This window comes from Bacteroides sp. CACC 737 (assembly GCF_013874375.1).
Lineage (GTDB): Bacteria > Bacteroidota > Bacteroidia > Bacteroidales > Bacteroidaceae > Bacteroides > Bacteroides uniformis.
On the sequence record NZ_CP059408.1, the window covers coordinates 4,031,506 to 4,049,591 of the forward strand.

The following is an 18,086-nucleotide window of genomic DNA, read 5'->3' on the forward strand; positions in this document are numbered from 1 at the left end:
TTTTTATTTTTGCATAACCGTTTCTGATACCTTACCCTTGATGTATCATAAATATGAGAAACATTAAAATCTAAAATACCATGAAGAAAGTCTTATTTACTTTTCTGGCTATTTTCACCATGCTGACGGCATATGCACAATTCTCCGGTTGGGGACCGCAGAGCAAAGTGGTGACGGACAGTATCTACAGCAAGATATTGGATGCAAACCGGCAGTTTACAATTTATTTACCTCAAAGTTATGAGGTGGATGCTACGAGAAAATACCCGATTCTCTATCTACTACATGGCATGTCGGGGGTGAATACCAGTTGGTTTACAGACCAACGTGTGAAGGACGTGATGGACCAGTTGGTGGCATCGGGCGAGGCTTGCGAGATGATTATCGTCAGCCCTAATGCCGGAGGTAATCCAGCTACTTGCTGGAACGGCTACTTCAATATGCCGGGCTGGGCTTACGAAGATTTCTTCTATAAGGAGTTCCTTCCTTATATAGAGAAGACCTACCGGGTGAAAGGTGATAAGCAGCATCGTGCCATTGCCGGACTTTCTATGGGCGGAGGCGGAACGGCAAGCTATGCACAGCGCTATCCGGATATGTATTGTGCCGCCTATGCCATGAGTGCTTTGATGAATATCCCCGTCAGTGGTGAGGAGGCGGGAAAAGATCCCGACCCCACAAACAAGATGGCTGTGCTGACGCGTTCTGTGCAAGAACATAGTTGCATCAGGTATGTGGCCGAAGCGGACGATGCGCGTAAGGCACAGCTTCGTACAGTACAGTGGTTTGTGGATTGCGGAGACGATGACTTTCTGCTGGATCGTAATATCGAGTTTTTCCAGGCGATGCGTAATGCCGGTATCCCTTGCCAGTTCCGTGTGCGGGATGGCGGACATACCAGCGAATATTGGCATTCGGCGCTTTATATGTGCCTGCCTTTTGTAAGTCGTAACTTTGCTAAATAATAAAAATCTAATTCATTCAATATAAGAAATTATGAAAAGATTATTAAGTTTGGCAGCTATGCTGCTGGTCTGCTGTGTCACCCTTTTTGCACAGCAAGCTCTTTGGGGAGGTGCGGCAGTTGTCTCTCCTGATATTCATGAAGACAACACGGTTACTTTTCGCTTGAAAGCTCCTAAGGCTGTAAGGGTGCAGATTACCGGTGATTTTCTGCCTCCACAAACTATTAAGACCCCTCGTGGCGATTATGATGCACCGGGCATTGCCGATTTGACAGAGGGGAAGGACGGCGTTTGGGAATTTACTACTCCCGAACCGTTGAAGCCGGAACTTTATGGATACTCCTTTATTGTAGACGGATTGAGAATGATGGACCCGAGCAATGTTTACATGATTCGGGATGTGGCTACCGTGACCAATGTATTTATCATCGGTGGGGACCGTGCCGATTTGTATAAAGTGAATAAGGTACCTCATGGAACGGTAAGTCGCATGTGGTACAATAGTCCTTCGCTGGGAATGGACCGCCGTCTGACGATTTACACTCCGGCTGGTTATGAAACCAGCGGCAAGCGTTATCCGGTATTCTATCTGCTTCATGGTGCAGGTGGTGATGAGGAAGCTTGGATTGCTCTTGGCCGTACTTCGCAGATATTGGATAATCTTATCGCACAGGGCAAGGCTCAACCTATGATTGTAGTGATGACCAACGGCAATGCTTGGCAAGATGCTGCTGCAGGTGAGTCTCCCAAGGGGTTTGTTGCCCCATCCATGCGTCCCGACGAAAGAGCGAAAGTGGCAGAAGGTGCTTTTGAACTCTCGTTCCCCGAAATCGTGAAGTTCGTAGAGAAGAATTTCCGCACTCTTGCCAATAAGAAGAACCGTGCCATTGCCGGGCTTTCTATGGGTAGTTTCCACTCTTGCAATATTTCCAAGTATTACCCGGACATGTTCGACTATGTAGGTCTTTTCTCCGGTGCAAGTACCGGAAACGATAAATCAACTTGTCCGGTCTATACCGACTTTGAAGGTAAGCTGAAGACTCAGTTTGCCAAGAAACCGGCCCTTTACTTCATCGCATGCGGCAAGACGGACTTTGTTTATAAAGGTGTGGCCGACTTTCGCAAGTTGCTTGATGACAATGGTTATAAGTACGAGTATCTTGAAACGGGCGAGGGCCATATCTGGAGGAACTGGCGCATCTATCTGACGGAGTTCGTGCCGAAGTTGTTCAAATAAGAGGATTCGGTATAACTAATTTAATAACAAAATAACATACGTATCATGAAAAGAATTTCTATTTTGTCAGCTCTGTTGCTGATGTGTGCGATGACTTTCGCGCAACAAGCTCTCTGGGGAGGCGCTCCTGTGGTCTCACCTGAGATACACGACAACAATACAGTAACTTTCCGCTTGAAGGCGCCGAAAGCCGTAAAGGTGCAAGTAACCGGCGACTTCCTGCCTACGCAGAAAATCAAGACTCCTTTTGGTGAGTTTGATGGTCCGGGTGTGGCAGATTTGAAAGAGAACAAGGACGGTGTGTGGGAATTCACTACTCCCGAACCGCTGAAACCAGAACTCTACAGCTACACTTTCCTGGTAGACGGACTGAAGATTAACGACCCTGCCAACGTCTATATGATTCGAGACGTGGCAAGCGTGACGAATGTATTCATCATCGGTGGTGACGAGCGCATCGATCTTTACAAAGTGAATAAAGTTCCTCATGGAACGGTGTCTAAGGTATGGTACAACAGCCCTACGCTGGGTATGGACCGCCGTCTGACTGTCTATACGCCTGCCGGATATGAGACAAGCGGCAAGCGCTATCCTGTCTTCTACCTGCTGCACGGTATGGGTGGCGACGAGAACGCATGGAGCGAACTGGGACGTACGGCACAGATTCTGGATAACCTCATCGCCCAAGGCAAGGCCAAGCCGATGATTGTAGTAATGACCAACGGTAACGCTGCGTTGGAGGCTGCTCCGGGTGAATCGTCACTGGGTTTTGCCGCTCCCAGCATGAATCTGCCCAAGACGATGGAAGGTTCTTTCGAAACGGCTTTCCCCGACGTGGTGAAATTCATTGATAAGACTTACCGTACACAGGCCAACAAGAAGGGGCGTGCCATTGCTGGTCTCTCTATGGGAGGTTTCCACTCCATGCACATCTCCAAGCAATATCCGGACATGTTCGACTATGTAGGGCTGTTCTCGGCTGCCATCATGCCCAACAAAGATGTGAAGTCTCCGATTTATGACAACCTTGAAGCCAAACTGAAAACCCAGTTTGCCAAGAAACCGGCACTCTATTACATCGCTATCGGTAATAAAGACTTCTTGTTCCAGGCCAATAACGACTACCGCAAGATGTTGGACGAGAAGGGTTACAAATATGAATATTATGAAACCGGAGAAGGTCATATCTGGAAGAACTGGCGTATTTACCTGACTGAATTCGCACCGAAGATATTTAAATAAGATTATGAAGAAGAATATCATATCCATGGCAGCAGCAATGGCTGTTTTGTCAGCTTGCGGACCGGGTGTGCCGCAGCTTGGAAAGTCCTCTCTGGATGAGGTGATTGGCGCCATGACTTTGGAAGAAAAGGCGCATCTGGTAGTGGGTACCGGTATGGCAGGTTTCTCGGGTGACAGTGCCGTAATCGGTGCAACGAGAAAGCTGGTGCCGGGTGCGGCAGGAACCACATATCCGATTGAGCGCCTCGGCATTCCCGCTGTGGTGCTGGCTGATGGTCCCGCTGGACTGCGTATCGACCCCAAGCGTGAGGGAGATTCTGCTACGTACTATTGTACTCATTTCCCTATCGGAACTTTGCTCGCCTCTACCTGGGACCAGGAACTGGTGGAAAGTGTAGGTCAGTCTATCGGTAACGAAGTGCTGGAATATGGTGCGGACGTGCTGTTGGCTCCGGCGCTGAACATTCACCGTAACCCGCTTTGCGGACGTAACTTCGAGTATTATTCCGAAGACCCGTTGGTGTCGGGTAAGATTGCCGCCGCCTACGTACGTGGTGTGCAGAGCAACGGTGTGGGTACCAGTATCAAGCACTTTGCTGTGAACAACCAGGAAACCAACCGTATGGCTACGGATGCGCATGTATCTCCACGCGCCTTGCGCGAAATCTACTTGAAAGGATTCGAGATTGCCGTGAAGGAATCCGCTCCTTGGACCGTGATGTCCTCATACAACTACCTGAACGGTGTCTATACTTCGGAAAACAAGGAGTTGCAGACAACGATGCTGCGTGACGAATGGGGCTTCAAGGGTATGGTGATGACCGACTGGTTCGGTGGTAAAGATGCTGTGGCACAGATGGTGGCGGGCAACGACATGTTGCAGCCCGGTCTGCCCAAGCAGTACGAAGCCATCGTGAAGGGTGTGCAGGACGGAGCGTTGGACGAAGCCATTCTCAATCAGAATGTGAAGCGCATTTTGGAAATGATTCTCCAGACTCCCCATTTCAAGGGATATAAATATTCCAACAAGCCTGATTTGAAAGCACATGCTGCCGTTACCCGCCAGTCGGCGACAGAAGGTATGGTATTGCTGAAGAACGATAACGGTGCTCTGCCACTGGCAGCCGACGTGAAGAACGTGGCACTCTTTGGTTGTACTTCCTATGACTTCATTGCCGGAGGTACGGGCTCGGGCAACGTGAACCGCGCTTATACCGTTTCGCTATTGGACGGCTTGAAGAATGCCGGCTATGTGGTGGATGAAGCGCTGAAGAATAGCTATGAAGCTTACCTGAAAGCAGAGAAAGAACGTCTAGCCAAAGATAAGAAAGAGTGGTTTATGCCCGACGAGCGTCCTGCTGAGATGGCTGTGTCCGCACAAGTTATCCGCGAGCAGGTTGCCAAGGCCGATGTGGCACTGGTGACGCTGGGACGTACCTCCGGTGAGTTCCTCGACCGTATGGTAGCCGACTTCAACCTCACCAAAGAGGAGCAGAGCATGTTGAAAGCAGTGTCCGATGCTTTCCACGCTGCCGGAAAGAAGGTAGTGGTGGTACTTAATATCGGTGGTGTGATTGAAACTGCTTCTTGGAAGTCTGTTCCCGATGCCATCCTTTGTGCATGGCAGGCAGGCCAGGAGGGAGGAAACAGTGTGGCTGACGTGCTGAGTGGCAAGGCTTCTCCTTCGGGCAAGCTGACAATGACTTTCCCGGTGAAGTTTGAAGATGCCGCTTCTTCCGCCAACTTCCCGATAGACATGCGCGTAAGCACCGACCTCGTGAACAAGGGCGGGAAGAAGAACGACGTGAAGGATGTGGATTATACCAATTATGAGGAGGATATCTACGTAGGTTACCGTTACTTTGACACCTTTGGCAAGCAGGTTTCCTATCCTTTCGGTTACGGTCTTTCCTATACCACTTTTGCTTATGACAAGGCTGCTGTTAAGGCAGCCAACGGCGTCTATACCGTATCTGTGGAAGTGAAGAACACCGGTAAGGTAGCAGGTAAGGAAGTGGTTCAGCTTTATGTATCCGCTCCCGATGCTGCAGACGCCAACAAACCCGAAAAGGAACTGAAAGCTTTTGCCAAGACTAAGGAACTGAAACCGGGCGAAACTACTGTGGTGACGCTGAAAGTGAATGCTGCCGACCTGGCTTCCTATGATGAGGCTGCATCGGCATGGGTGGTAACTCCCGGAAACTACAAGTTCCTCGTCGGGGCTTCCTCACGCGACATCAAGGCTACGCTGGAGGCTGAAGTAGCTGCCGCAACGCAGAAGACGAACGACATCCTGAAACTTCAGGAACCGATGAACCTCTTGAAGAGATGAGAGTAGGATTGTCTGAAAAGATAACAAATCATACCCTAAAAAACATCCTGTTGTATCCTTTGGTATGGCAGGATGTTCTTATCTTTGTGCCTCGTATAAACAGATAGTGCAACTATTATAAACCAATATCACAACCATGAGTAAAAAGTTAATCTTATCTTTAGCCCTATCAGGGTTAGTACTTACTGCTACGGCGCAGACCACTGTTGCGCCTGCCATTCCAAGAGACGAGAAAATAGAACAGCAGATTGAGACTTTGCTGAAGAAGATGACGCTTGACGAGAAAGTCGGTCAGATGTGCGAACTCACTATCGACCTCCTGCAGAAACGCGCCAATCCCTTTGCCGGTCTCGACCCGAAGAACATCACGGTGAAGGACCTGCAAAAAATCATCAAGAGATACAAGCTTGAAAAGGAATTCAAGCTGGGCAAGGAGATGCCTTCGCAGGATGTGATGATGAAGCTCTATATGCGTATCCAAGGCATTGAGAATGCCAAGGGTTTCCAGTTGGACGAGGCGATGCTCGACTCTGTCATCGGAAAATACAAAGTAGGCTCCATCTTGAACGTGCCCAACGGTGTGGCACAGAGCGTGGAGAAGTGGCAGGAAATCATCAAACGCATTCAGGAGAAATCCATGGAGGTGATGGGTATTCCTTGTGTGTACGGTGTAGACCAGATACACGGAACTACCTATACACTGGGCGGTACTTTCTTTCCGCAAGGCGTCAATATGGGAGCTACCTTCAATCGTGAACTGACACGTAAGGGTGCACGTATCTCTGCCTACGAAACAAAGGCGGGAAGCATCCCCTGGACGTATGCCCCGGTGACCGACCTCGGACGTGACCCGCGCTGGCCGCGTATGTGGGAAAACTATGGTGAAGACGCCTACGTCAATGCCGAAATGGGACGTGAAGCCATTATCGGTTTCCAGGGAGAGAACCCCAACCTGATTGGCGGGAACAACGTTGCCGCTTGTATGAAGCATTATATGGGTTATGGTGTCCCCGTTTCCGGTAAGGACCGTACGCCGTCTTCCATCACCGAGCAGGATATGCGTGAGAAGCATTTTGCTCCTTATCTGGAAATGGTGAAGGCAGGTGCCCTCTCCGTGATGGTGAACTCCGCCATGAACAACGGCCTGCCTTTCCATGCCAACTATGAGCTGCTGACCAAGTGGCTGAAAGAAGACCTCAACTGGGACGGTATGATCGTGACCGACTGGGCGGACATCAACAACCTTTATAGCCGCGACCACATTGCCAAGGACAAGAAGGAAGCCATCAAGCTCGCCATCAATGCCGGTATCGACATGTCTATGGACCCGTACGACTGGAAGTTCTGTACACTCTTGAAAGAACTGGTGGAAGAAGGTGAAGTTCCCATGAGCCGTATAGACGATGCTGTGCGTCGTGTGCTGCGTTTGAAATGCCGTCTCAACCTATTTGAAAAGCCCTATTATGACTTGAAAGACTTCCCGTTGTTCGGTAGTGCGGAACATGCCGCTGCTGCATTGCAGGCTGCCGAAGAGTCTTTGGTACTCCTGAAGAATACAGACGGTATATTGCCGTTGGCAAAAGGCAAGAAACTGCTGGTTACCGGTCCGAATGCCAACTCCATGCGTTGCCTCAATGGCGGCTGGTCTTATTCATGGCAGGGCGACAAAGCCGACGAGCATGCAGGTCAATATAATACCATTCTCGAGGCTTTCACCAATAAATTCGGTGCGGACAATATCATCTACGAAGCCGGTGTCACTTATAAGCAAGGTGGCAACTGGTGGGAAGAAAACACTCCGGAGATAGAGAAAGCTGTAGCAGCCGCTGCCGGTGCCGACTACATCGTTGCCTGCATCGGTGAGAACTCTTACTGCGAGACTCCGGGTAACCTGACGAACCTCTTCCTCTCCCAGAACCAGCTCGATTTGGTGAAGGCTCTTGCCAAAACCGGGAAGCCCATCATTCTGGTGTTGAATGAAGGCCGTCCTCGCCTGATTGCTGACATCGAGCCTTTGGCTAAGGCTGTTGTCAATACTATGCTTCCGGGCAATTACGGCGGTGATGCGTTGGCAAACCTCATTGCCGGCGACGCCAACTTCAGCGGAAAGATGCCTTTCACTTATCCGAAGGAAATCAACTCTCTGATTACGTACGACTACAAACCGTGCGAACACATCGGAAAGCAGATGGAAGGCGCTTATAACTACGATGCGCAAGTATCTGTACAGTGGGCGTTCGGTTATGGATTGAGTTATACTACTTTTGCATACAGTAACCTCAAGGTGGATAAGTCGGACTTTACCGCTGATGATGTGCTTACTTTCACTGTAGATGTGAAGAATACTGGTGACCGTGTCGGCAAGGAGAGCGTGTTGCTCTTCAGCAGTGACCTCGTTGCCTCCCTTACTCCCGATACCCGCCGTCTTCGCGCTTTCGAGAAAGTGGAACTGAAACCGGGCGAGACAAAGACCGTGACTCTGAAACTGAAAGGCTCCGACCTTGCTTTCGTAGGCTATGATGGCAAGTGGATTCTGGAGAAAGGTGACTTCCGCATCCAGACGGGTGACCAGACTGTGAACGTGGTTTGTACGGATACCAAGAAGTGGGAGACTCCGAATAAGTGATACGACAAGGTCTTTTAGACCTTTAGAACCATAGTAAAAGGGCCGATAGCATGAAACAAGCTATCGGCCTTTTATTTTTCCGCGTTGTCTTTCAACAGTATCTTTTTTCCGCTTGTACCTCCTTACTTCTTTTCCTGAAACAATAGAGATTGTACGCATGAGATGTACATCTCATGTTGTTCGAGATGCACATCTCGTTGTGCTTGACATGTGCATCTCATGCAGTATGGAACGTGATAATTCATTTCATAAAGTATGAGCTTCTGTCTCATAAGATTATATGTTTTACCCCTTATCTTGAAGTGTTGAAAGGGTGTGTCTGTAATATAATTCCCGTTTGAACCGTTAAATCAATCTTTTTTTCTCTAATATTTTGTAGTCGAACAGATTATTTATATCTTTGCAAGCGAAAACGGATGAAAGGTGGAGGGGCGATTAAGCTCCTCTTTTTTGTTCCTAATGGTTAATCTATGATAGAAAAGAAAACTGTTTGTCAGATTGTTGACGAGTGGCTGGCAGGAAAGGACTACTTCCTTGTGGAGGTGACAATCAGCCCGGATGACAAGATTTTGGTGGAAATAGACCACAAAGAAGGTGTTTGGATTGAGGACTGCGTAGAGCTGAGCCGCTACATCGAGTCCAAGTTGAACCGTGAGGATGAGGATTATGAGTTGGAAGTCGGTTCGGCCGGCATCGGACAGCCCTTCAAGGTACTGCAGCAGTACATTAACCACATCGGCAAGGAAGTGGAAGTGCTGACAAAGGACGGCCGCAAGCTCAGCGGCGTGTTGAAGGAAGCCGACGAACAGCATTTCGTCGTGACCATTCAGAAGAAAGTGAAAGAGGAAGGTGCCAAGCGTCCCAAGCTGGTGGACGAGGACTTGACCTTTACGTATGAAGAGATAAAATACACTAAATACTTAATCAGTTTTAAATAAGACTATGGCCAAAAAAGTAGAAACTGTCAGCTTGATAGATACATTTTCGGAATTTAAGGAACTGAAGAATATCGACAGAACCACGATGGTAAGCGTACTCGAGGAGTCGTTCCGTAGTGTGATTGCGAAAATGTTCGGTACCGATGAGAATTACGACGTAATTGTAAACCCGGACAAGGGTGATTTCGAAATATGGCGTAACCGTGAGGTAGTGGCAGACGAGGATTTGGAAAACCCGAACCTGCAGATTGCATTGTCCGAAGCACAAAAGATTGATGCTTCTTATGAGGTGGGCGAGGAAGTGACGGATGAAGTTATTTTCGCGAACTTTGGTCGCCGTGCCATCTTGAACTTGCGCCAGACGTTGGCCTCCAAGATATTGGAACTGGAGAAAGATAGTATTTACAACAAATACATTGATAAGGTGGGTACCATCATCAATGCGGAAGTCTACCAGATTTGGAAGAAGGAGATGCTGCTGCTCGATGATGAAGGCAACGAACTGTTGCTGCCCAAGACCGAACAGATACCGAGTGACTTCTACCGCAAGGGCGAGACTGCCCGCGCCGTAGTGGCACGTGTGGACAACAAGAATAATAATCCGAAGATTATCCTGAGCCGTACGTCGCCCGTCTTCCTGCAACGTCTGTTCGAGATGGAAGTACCCGAAATCAATGACGGACTGATTACCATCAAGAAGATTGCCCGCATCCCTGGCGAGCGTGCCAAGATTGCCGTTGAGAGCTACGATGACCGTATCGACCCGGTAGGTGCCTGCGTGGGCGTGAAGGGTAGCCGTATTCATGGTATCGTCCGCGAGCTTCGCAACGAGAATATCGACGTTATCAACTATACGTCGAATATCCAGTTGTTTATACAGCGTGCCTTGAGCCCTGCCAAGATTTCTTCTATCCGCTTGAACGAGGAAGAACGCAAGGCGGAAGTGTTCCTGAAACCCGAAGAGGTGTCGCTGGCTATCGGTAAAGGCGGTTTGAATATCAAGCTTGCCAGTATGTTGACTGAGTACACCATCGACGTGTTCCGTGAGTTGGATGAGGCCATAGAGGATGAAGACATCTACTTGGACGAATTCCGTGATGAGATAGACGGTTGGGTTATCGATGCCATCAAGGCTATCGGTATCGATACGGCAAAGGCTGTGTTGAACGCTCCCCGTGAGATGTTGATTGAGAAGACGGACCTCGAAGAAGAGACGGTGGACGAGGTATTGCGCATTTTGAAACAAGAGTTTGAAGAGGAGGAGCAGTAATGTGGTAATGTGGGTAGTATGCTAATGTGCCAATGCAGATAGCATATCGGATGAAGTGCACACTCCTTTTTTCTCAGCCAATTAGCACATTAGCATATTGGCACATTAATTCATTAAATTAGTATGACGATAAGGTTAAACAAAGTAACAAGAGATTTAAATGTAGGAATTACGACGGCTGTCGAGTTCCTGCAAAAGAAGGGATTTACCGTTGAGGCAAATCCGAACACAAAAATTACGGATGAACAGTTCGAACTGCTCAAAAAGGAGTTTAGTACAGATAAGGACCTTAAGATAAAGTCGGAGCGTTTCAGCCAGGAACGTCAGAGCAAGGACCGCAACAAGGCGTCCGTGTCTATTGACGGCTATAAGGAAACGCAGGAGAAAGCGAAGCCCGAGGAGATTAAGACGGTTGTTCCGGAAGACGTACGTCCGAAGTTCAAGCCGGTAGGCAAGATTGATTTGGACAAACTGAACCGTAGACCTGCTCCTGCTCAAGAAAAAGAGAAAGAAACGGAAAAAGCAATAGAAGAGAAAAAGGTGGAGGAACCGGCAGTTGTAGAAACGCCGAAACCGGAACCAGCTCCTCAACCGGAGATACAGCCGGCATCTGAACCCGAACTGCAGTCCGTTTCGGAACCGCAGCCCCAACCCGTTGTCAAGGAAGAGCCTGCTCCGGTGTCAGAGGCTCAACAAGAATCTAAAAAGGAAGAAATGATAGAAGCGCCTGCTCCCGCACCGGCGGCTGAAGAAGCACCGGTTGAAAAAGAGGGGAAAGAAGAAGGAGAAGAAATCTTCAAGATACATCAGCCTGAGTTTGTTTCGAAGATTAATGTCATCGGACAGATAGACCTGGCTGCCTTGAACCAGTCCACACGTCCGAAGAAGAAATCGAAAGAGGAGAAACGCAAGGAGCGTGAAGAGAAGGAAAAGATTCGCCAGGATCAGAAGAAGCAGATGAAGGAAGCTATCATCAAGGAAATCCGCCGTGATGATAGCAAGCTGAAGGATACCGCTGCCGGCGATGCCAATGGCAAAAAGAAACGTGTCCGTATCAATAAGGAGAAAGTGGACATCAACAATGCTTCCAACTTCCAGCGTGGTGGCAACGATCGTGGACACGCAGGTGCCCAGCAAGGTCAGGGGGGCCGCCCGCAAGGTGGAAACCAGCCTGGTGGAAACAATGCCAATAATAACCGCAACCGCAATAAGGACCGCTTCAAGAAGCCGGTCATCAAGCAGGAGGTTAGCGAGGAAGATGTAGCAAAGCAGGTAAAGGAAACTTTGGCACGCCTCACTTCCAAAGGAAAGAACAAAGGTGCCAAGTATCGTAAGGAGAAACGTGACATGGCCTCCAGCCGTATGCAGGAATTGGAAGACATGGAGATGGCAGAAAGCAAGGTACTGAAAATTACGGAATTCGTGACGGCCAATGAGTTGGCAAGCATGATGGATGTTTCAGTTACTCAGGTTATTGCCACTTGCATGAGCATTGGTATGATGGTATCCATCAACCAGCGTTTGGATGCCGAGACCATCAACCTGGTGGCTGAGGAATTCGGTTTCAAGACAGAATATGTAAGTGCAGAAGTGGCGCAGGCCATCGTAGAGGAAGAGGATGATGAGGAAGATTTGGAACCTCGCGCTCCGATTGTAACGGTGATGGGGCACGTAGACCACGGTAAGACTTCATTGCTCGACTATATCCGTAAGGCGAATGTGATTGCCGGTGAAGCGGGTGGTATCACACAGCACATCGGTGCCTACCACGTGTCGCTGGACGACGGGCGTAAGATTACATTCCTCGATACTCCGGGTCACGAAGCGTTTACTGCCATGCGTGCCCGTGGTGCCAAAGCTACGGATATTGCCATTATCATTGTGGCTGCTGACGACAACGTGATGCCGCAGACAAAGGAAGCCATCAACCATGCCATGGCTGCGGGTGTTCCCATCGTATTTGCAATCAATAAGATTGATAAACCGACTGCCAATCCCGACAAGATTAAGGAAGAGCTGGCTGCCATGAACTTCCTGGTGGAAGAGTGGGGCGGTAAGTATCAGTCGCAAGATATCTCTGCCAAAAAGGGTATCGGTGTACCCGAGCTGATGGAGAAAGTGTTGCTCGAAGCGGAAATGCTGGAGCTGAAAGCAAACCCGAACCGCCGTGCTACGGGTTCCATCATTGAGTCCTCATTGGATAAAGGACGTGGCTATGTGGCTACGGTGCTCGTTTCCAACGGTACTTTGAAGATGGGCGACATCGTGCTGGCAGGTACTAACTACGGTAAGGTAAAGGCTATGTTCAACGAGCGTAACCAGCGCATGAAGGAAGCCGGTCCTTCTACACCTGCCCTGATATTGGGCTTGAACGGTGCGCCTGCTGCTGGCGACACGTTCCACGTAATCGAGACGGAGCAGGAAGCACGCGAGATTGCCAACAAGCGCGAACAGTTGCAGCGTGAACAAGGTCTGCGTACGCAGAAGATGCTGACGCTCGACGAAGTGGGCCGCCGTCTGGCATTGGGTGACTTCCATGAGCTGAACGTGATTGTGAAGGGTGACGTGGACGGTTCTGTGGAAGCGTTGAGCGACTCTTTAATCAAGCTGTCTACGGAGCAGGTGCAGGTAAACGTAATTCACAAGGGTGTCGGTCAGATTTCCGAATCGGATGTCTCGCTGGCTGCCGCTTCGGATGCGATTATCGTCGGTTTCCAGGTACGTCCTTCGGGTGCTGCCGCCAAGATGGCAGAGCAGGAGGGGGTGGATATCCGCAAGTACTCCGTCATCTACGATGCCATCGAAGAGGTGAAGGCTGCCATGGAAGGTATGCTGGCACCAACATTGAAGGAGCAGGTTACAGCAACCATCGAGGTGCGCGAGGTGTTCAACATCACGAAGGTGGGACTGGTGGCAGGTGCCATGGTCAAGACCGGAAAGGTGAAACGCAGCGACAAGGCCCGCTTGATACGCGACGGTATCGTAATCTTTACGGGTGCCATCAATGCCTTGAAGCGCTTCAAGGACGACGTGAAGGAGGTAGGTACCAACTTCGAGTGCGGTATCAGCCTGACAAATTGCAACGACATCAAGGTGGGCGATATTATCGAATCTTACGAAGAAATAGAAGTGAAGCAAACATTATAATTGAATAATGTGCAAATATGCTAATGTGCCAATTGGCTGCGCGTAAAGAAAATGCCGCAGGGCAATTGGCACATTTTGCATATCAGCCATTTGCTCATTAGCATATTGGCACATTACCACATTATCACATTAATCTATGGCAATTATAGATATCATCATATTGGTAGCTTTTGGCTTGGGCGCAATCATTGGCTTCATGAAAGGTTTTGTGAAGCAATTGGCCTCTCTGCTGGGGCTGATTGTCGGTCTGCTGGCAGTAAAGGCTTTGTATGCCTCGTTGGCAGCGAAGCTGTGCCCCACATTGACAGACTCTATGACAGTGGCGCAAGTACTGGCATTTGTCCTCATCTGGCTGGCTGTTCCCTTGCTCTTCTCCCTGGTGGCTTCTCTGCTGACCCGGGCAATGGAGGCCGTCTCGCTGGGCTGGCTCAATCATTGGTTGGGAGCCGGTCTGGGGGCTTTGAAGTACCTCCTGTTGACGAGCCTGCTGATTGGTGTCATCGAATTTATAGACGGAGACAATACGCTGATTGGCAAAACAAAAAAGAAAGAATCAGTGTTATATTATCCTATGGAAGAGTTTGCCGGGATATTCTTTCCCGCGGCAAAGGCGGTTACGGAGCAGATTGTAAACGGAGACTTTGACTGATACCGTGAGCCGTGATTTTGTAATTCATAATTTGTAATTATAGAAGTGATGCAACAAGAAGAACCCAATAAATATGTAAAGGAACTCACTCAGGAAAAGTATAAGTATGGTTTCACGACCGACGTGCATACGGACATCATTGAGCGTGGGCTGAATGAAGATGTTGTGCGGCTTATCTCTGAGAAGAAGGGAGAACCGGAATGGTTGCTGGAGTTCCGCCTGAAGGCATATCGCCACTGGCTGACGTTGGAGATGCCTACATGGGCACATCTCCGCATTCCCGAAATAGATTATCAGGCCATATCCTACTATGCTGACCCTACGAAGAAGAAGGAGGGCCCGAAGAGCATGGATGAGGTGGACCCTGAGTTGATAAAGACTTTCAATAAACTGGGCATTCCGCTGGAAGAGCAGATGGCATTGAGCGGTATGGCTGTGGATGCCGTTATGGACTCGGTGTCTGTAAAGACTACCTTCAAGGAGACGCTGATGGAGAAAGGAATCATCTTCTGCTCATTCAGTGAGGCTGTACGCGAGCATCCCGATTTAGTACAGAAATATCTCGGTTCGGTGGTGCCTTATCGCGACAACTTCTTTGCGGCACTGAACTCGGCGGTGTTCTCCGACGGCTCTTTTGTCTATATCCCGAAGGGGGTACGTTGTCCGATGGAGTTGTCCACCTATTTCCGCATCAATGCCCGCAATACGGGGCAGTTCGAAAGAACCTTGATTGTGGCGGATGATGATTCGTACGTTTCCTATCTGGAAGGGTGTACGGCTCCGATGCGTGACGAGAACCAGTTGCACGCGGCCATTGTGGAGATTGTGGTGCACGACCGTGCAGAAGTGAAATACAGCACCGTGCAGAACTGGTATCCCGGTGATGCCGAGGGCCGGGGTGGTGTCTATAACTTTGTGACGAAGCGTGGCCATTGTAAAGGGGTGGACAGTAAACTGTCTTGGACACAAGTGGAAACAGGTTCGGCCATTACCTGGAAGTATCCGTCTTGCATCCTTTCCGGTGACAATTCGACAGCGGAGTTCTATAGTGTGGCAGTAACCAATAACCATCAGCAGGCAGACACGGGAACAAAGATGATTCATCTGGGCAAGAATACCCGTAGCACTATTGTGAGCAAAGGTATCTCTGCCGGTAAGAGTGAGAACTCTTACCGTGGTCTGGTACGCGTGGCACAGAAAGCGGATAATGCCCGTAATTACAGCCAGTGCGACTCCTTGCTGCTTGGCGACAAATGCGGTGCGCACACTTTCCCTTACATGGACATCCGAAACGAAACGGCCATCGTGGAGCATGAAGCCACCACCAGCAAGATTAGTGAGGACCAGATATTCTACTGCAACCAACGCGGTATCTCTACAGAAGATGCCGTGGGGCTGATTGTGAATGGTTATGCCAAGGAAGTGCTGAACAAGTTGCCGATGGAGTTTGCCGTAGAAGCGCAGAAATTGCTTGCCATTTCGCTGGAAGGAAGCGTGGGGTGATTAAATTGTAAATTGTAAATAGTCAAATAGTAAATATAAAGATGTTAGAGATAAAAGACCTACATGCCAGCATCAATGGCAAAGAAATATTGAAAGGCATCAACTTGACCATACGTGATGGAGAAGTACATGCACTAATGGGACAGAACGGTGCCGGTAAAAGTACGTTGAGTAATGTGTTGGTAGGCCATCCGGCTTACGAAGTGACACGCGGCTCCATCACCTTTAATGGCAAGGACTTGCTTGCCATGAGCCCTGAAGACCGTGCGCATGAAGGAATTTTCCTTTCTTTCCAGACTCCGGTAGAGATTCCGGGTGTTTCGATGGTAAACTTCATGCGTGCTGCCGTGAATGAGCAACGCAAGTACCGCCATCTGCCTGCTTTGTCGGCCAGCGAGTTCCTGAAGCTGATGCGCGAGAAACGTGCCATTGTGGAACTGGACAATAAGCTTGCTAACCGTAGCGTGAACGAAGGTTTCAGTGGCGGTGAAAAGAAGCGCAACGAGATATTCCAGATGGCTATGCTGGAACCGACTTTCGCCATTCTGGACGAAACGGACTCTGGTCTGGATGTAGATGCCCTGCGCATTGTGGCCGATGGTTTCAATAAACTCAAGACAGCGGAAACCAGTGCTATGGTCATTACCCACTACCAGCGCTTGTTGGACTATATCAAACCCGATACGGTACATGTATTGCTGGGCGGACGTATCGTAAAGACCGGTGGACCGGAATTGGCGAAGGAGATTGAGACACGTGGCTTCGATTGGATAAAGAAAGAAGCAAGTGAATTATAAACTCATAATCTGAAAACATGAGTGTAGAGCAACAATATATAGACCTTTTCTCCCAAACGGAGGCGATGATATGCCGGCATAGTGCCGAGGTGCTGAATGCGCCGCGTGCAGCTGCTTTTGCCGACTTTGAGCGCTTGGGCTTTCCTACCCGTAAGGAGGAGAAATATAAATATACGGATATCAGTAAGTTCTTTGAGCCGGATTATGGCTTGAACTTGAACCGGTTGGAAATCCCGGTGAATCCTTATGAAGTGTTCAAGTGCGATGTTCCCAATATGAGCACTGCTCTTTATTTTGTGGTGAACGATGCTTTCTATGGCAGAGCTTTGCCCAAATCCCATCTGCCTGAGGGGGTTATCTTCGGTAGCCTGAAGGAAGTGGCCGAACAGAATCCTGAATTGGTGAGGAAATACTACGGTAAGCTGGCTGATACGGCAGAGGATGGTGTGACGGCGTTCAACACTGCTTTTGTACAAGACGGCGTTCTGTTTTATGTTCCTAAGAATGTGGTGGTAGAGAAACCTATTCAGTTGGTGAATATCCTGCGTGGTGACGTCAATTTTATGATAAATCGTCGTGTGCTGGTTATCCTGGAGGAGGGGGCGCAAGCCCGCTTGCTAGTATGTGACCATGCAATGGACAGTGTGAACTTCCTGGCAACGCAGGTAATAGAAATTTTTGCCGGTGAAAATGCTGTTTTCGATTTTTATGAACTGGAGGAGACCCACACCAGTACGGTGCGTATCAGCAATATGTATGTAAGGCAGGAAGCCAATAGCAATGTACTGCTGAATGGTATGACCCTGCACAACGGAACTACGCGGAATACAACCCGTGTGACGCTCGCCGGTGAACATGCGGAACTGAATCTGTGCGGTATGGCCATTGCAGACAAGAACCAACATGTGGACAATCATACGACTATCGACCATGCTGTGCCCAACTGTACCAGCAATGAGCTTTATAAGTATGTCCTTGACGAGCAGGCTGTAGGTGCCTTTGCCGGTCTTGTTTTAGTGCGCCCTGACGCACAGCACACCAGTTCGCAACAGACCAACCGCAATCTTTGTGCTACCCGCGATGCGCATATGTACACCCAACCTCAGCTGGAGATTTATGCAGATGACGTGAAGTGCAGTCATGGTGCTACGGTGGGGCAGCTCGATGAAAGCGCTCTCTTCTATATGCGGCAGCGTGGTATCCCGGTGCGTGAGGCGCGCCTGCTGCTGATGTTCGCTTTTGTCAACGAAGTCATCGACACCATCCGTTTGGATGCTTTGAAGGACCGTCTGCATCTGCTGGTAGAGAAGCGTTTCCGGGGAGAACTGAACAAATGCCAGGGATGTGCCATCTGCAAGTGATAGCTTATAATTTCGATTC

General features: G+C 49.3%; 12 protein-coding genes. All 12 read left to right on the plus strand.

Going from position 1 to position 18,086, the window contains the following annotated elements; translation table 11 throughout:
- Window positions 1–80 precede the first annotated feature (80 nt).
- The 12 genes from H1A11_RS16690 to sufD all read left to right on the plus strand — a co-directional run bounded on the left by H1A11_RS16690 (window position 81) and on the right by sufD (window position 18,067).
- On the plus strand, window positions 81–965 hold the full coding sequence (locus H1A11_RS16690) for an esterase family protein (RefSeq protein ID WP_181757474.1): 885 nt from the start codon (window positions 81–83) through the stop codon (window positions 963–965).
- A gap of 31 nt (window positions 966–996) precedes the next feature.
- Entirely contained in the window at window positions 997–2,202 is a 1,206-nt protein-coding gene (locus H1A11_RS16695) for an esterase (RefSeq protein WP_151882178.1), read from the plus strand.
- Between the two features lie 45 nt (window positions 2,203–2,247).
- Window positions 2,248–3,444, plus strand: a complete 1,197-nt coding sequence (locus H1A11_RS16700) for an esterase (protein WP_119961726.1) — start codon at window positions 2,248–2,250, stop codon at window positions 3,442–3,444.
- Window positions 3,445–3,448: 4 nt separating this feature from the next.
- Complete coding sequence (locus H1A11_RS16705; RefSeq protein ID WP_181757475.1) at window positions 3,449–5,776, plus strand: glycoside hydrolase family 3 C-terminal domain-containing protein; 2,328 nt, start codon at window positions 3,449–3,451, stop codon at window positions 5,774–5,776.
- A 136-nt stretch (window positions 5,777–5,912) separates the two neighbouring features.
- The gene (locus H1A11_RS16710) at window positions 5,913–8,402 is read left to right on the plus strand and encodes a glycoside hydrolase family 3 N-terminal domain-containing protein (RefSeq protein WP_138345706.1); all 2,490 of its coding nucleotides are present in this window, start codon (window positions 5,913–5,915) and stop codon (window positions 8,400–8,402) included.
- 470 nt (window positions 8,403–8,872) lie between these two features.
- Window positions 8,873–9,340 carry a ribosome assembly cofactor RimP gene (gene rimP / locus H1A11_RS16715; RefSeq protein WP_087332882.1) on the plus strand — a complete coding sequence of 156 codons (468 nt, stop codon included), beginning with the start codon at window positions 8,873–8,875 and terminating at the stop codon, window positions 9,338–9,340.
- A 4-nt stretch (window positions 9,341–9,344) separates the two neighbouring features.
- Window positions 9,345–10,610, plus strand: coding sequence for a transcription termination factor NusA (gene nusA, locus H1A11_RS16720; RefSeq protein WP_005824354.1), 1,266 nt, complete (start codon window positions 9,345–9,347; stop codon window positions 10,608–10,610).
- Between the two features lie 123 nt (window positions 10,611–10,733).
- Window positions 10,734–13,757, plus strand: a complete 3,024-nt coding sequence (gene infB, locus H1A11_RS16725; RefSeq protein WP_117964267.1) for a translation initiation factor IF-2 — start codon at window positions 10,734–10,736, stop codon at window positions 13,755–13,757.
- A 136-nt stretch (window positions 13,758–13,893) separates the two neighbouring features.
- On the plus strand, window positions 13,894–14,406 hold the full coding sequence (locus H1A11_RS16730) for a CvpA family protein (RefSeq protein ID WP_181757476.1): 513 nt from the start codon (window positions 13,894–13,896) through the stop codon (window positions 14,404–14,406).
- Window positions 14,407–14,454: 48 nt separating this feature from the next.
- Entirely contained in the window at window positions 14,455–15,909 is a 1,455-nt protein-coding gene (gene sufB / locus H1A11_RS16735; RefSeq protein ID WP_118696464.1) for a Fe-S cluster assembly protein SufB, read from the plus strand.
- Between the two features lie 41 nt (window positions 15,910–15,950).
- Complete coding sequence (gene sufC, locus H1A11_RS16740) at window positions 15,951–16,706, plus strand: Fe-S cluster assembly ATPase SufC (RefSeq protein WP_117588596.1); 756 nt, start codon at window positions 15,951–15,953, stop codon at window positions 16,704–16,706.
- A gap of 17 nt (window positions 16,707–16,723) precedes the next feature.
- Window positions 16,724–18,067 carry a Fe-S cluster assembly protein SufD gene (gene sufD / locus H1A11_RS16745; RefSeq protein ID WP_138345681.1) on the plus strand — a complete coding sequence of 448 codons (1,344 nt, stop codon included), beginning with the start codon at window positions 16,724–16,726 and terminating at the stop codon, window positions 18,065–18,067.
- Window positions 18,068–18,086 lie beyond the last annotated feature (19 nt).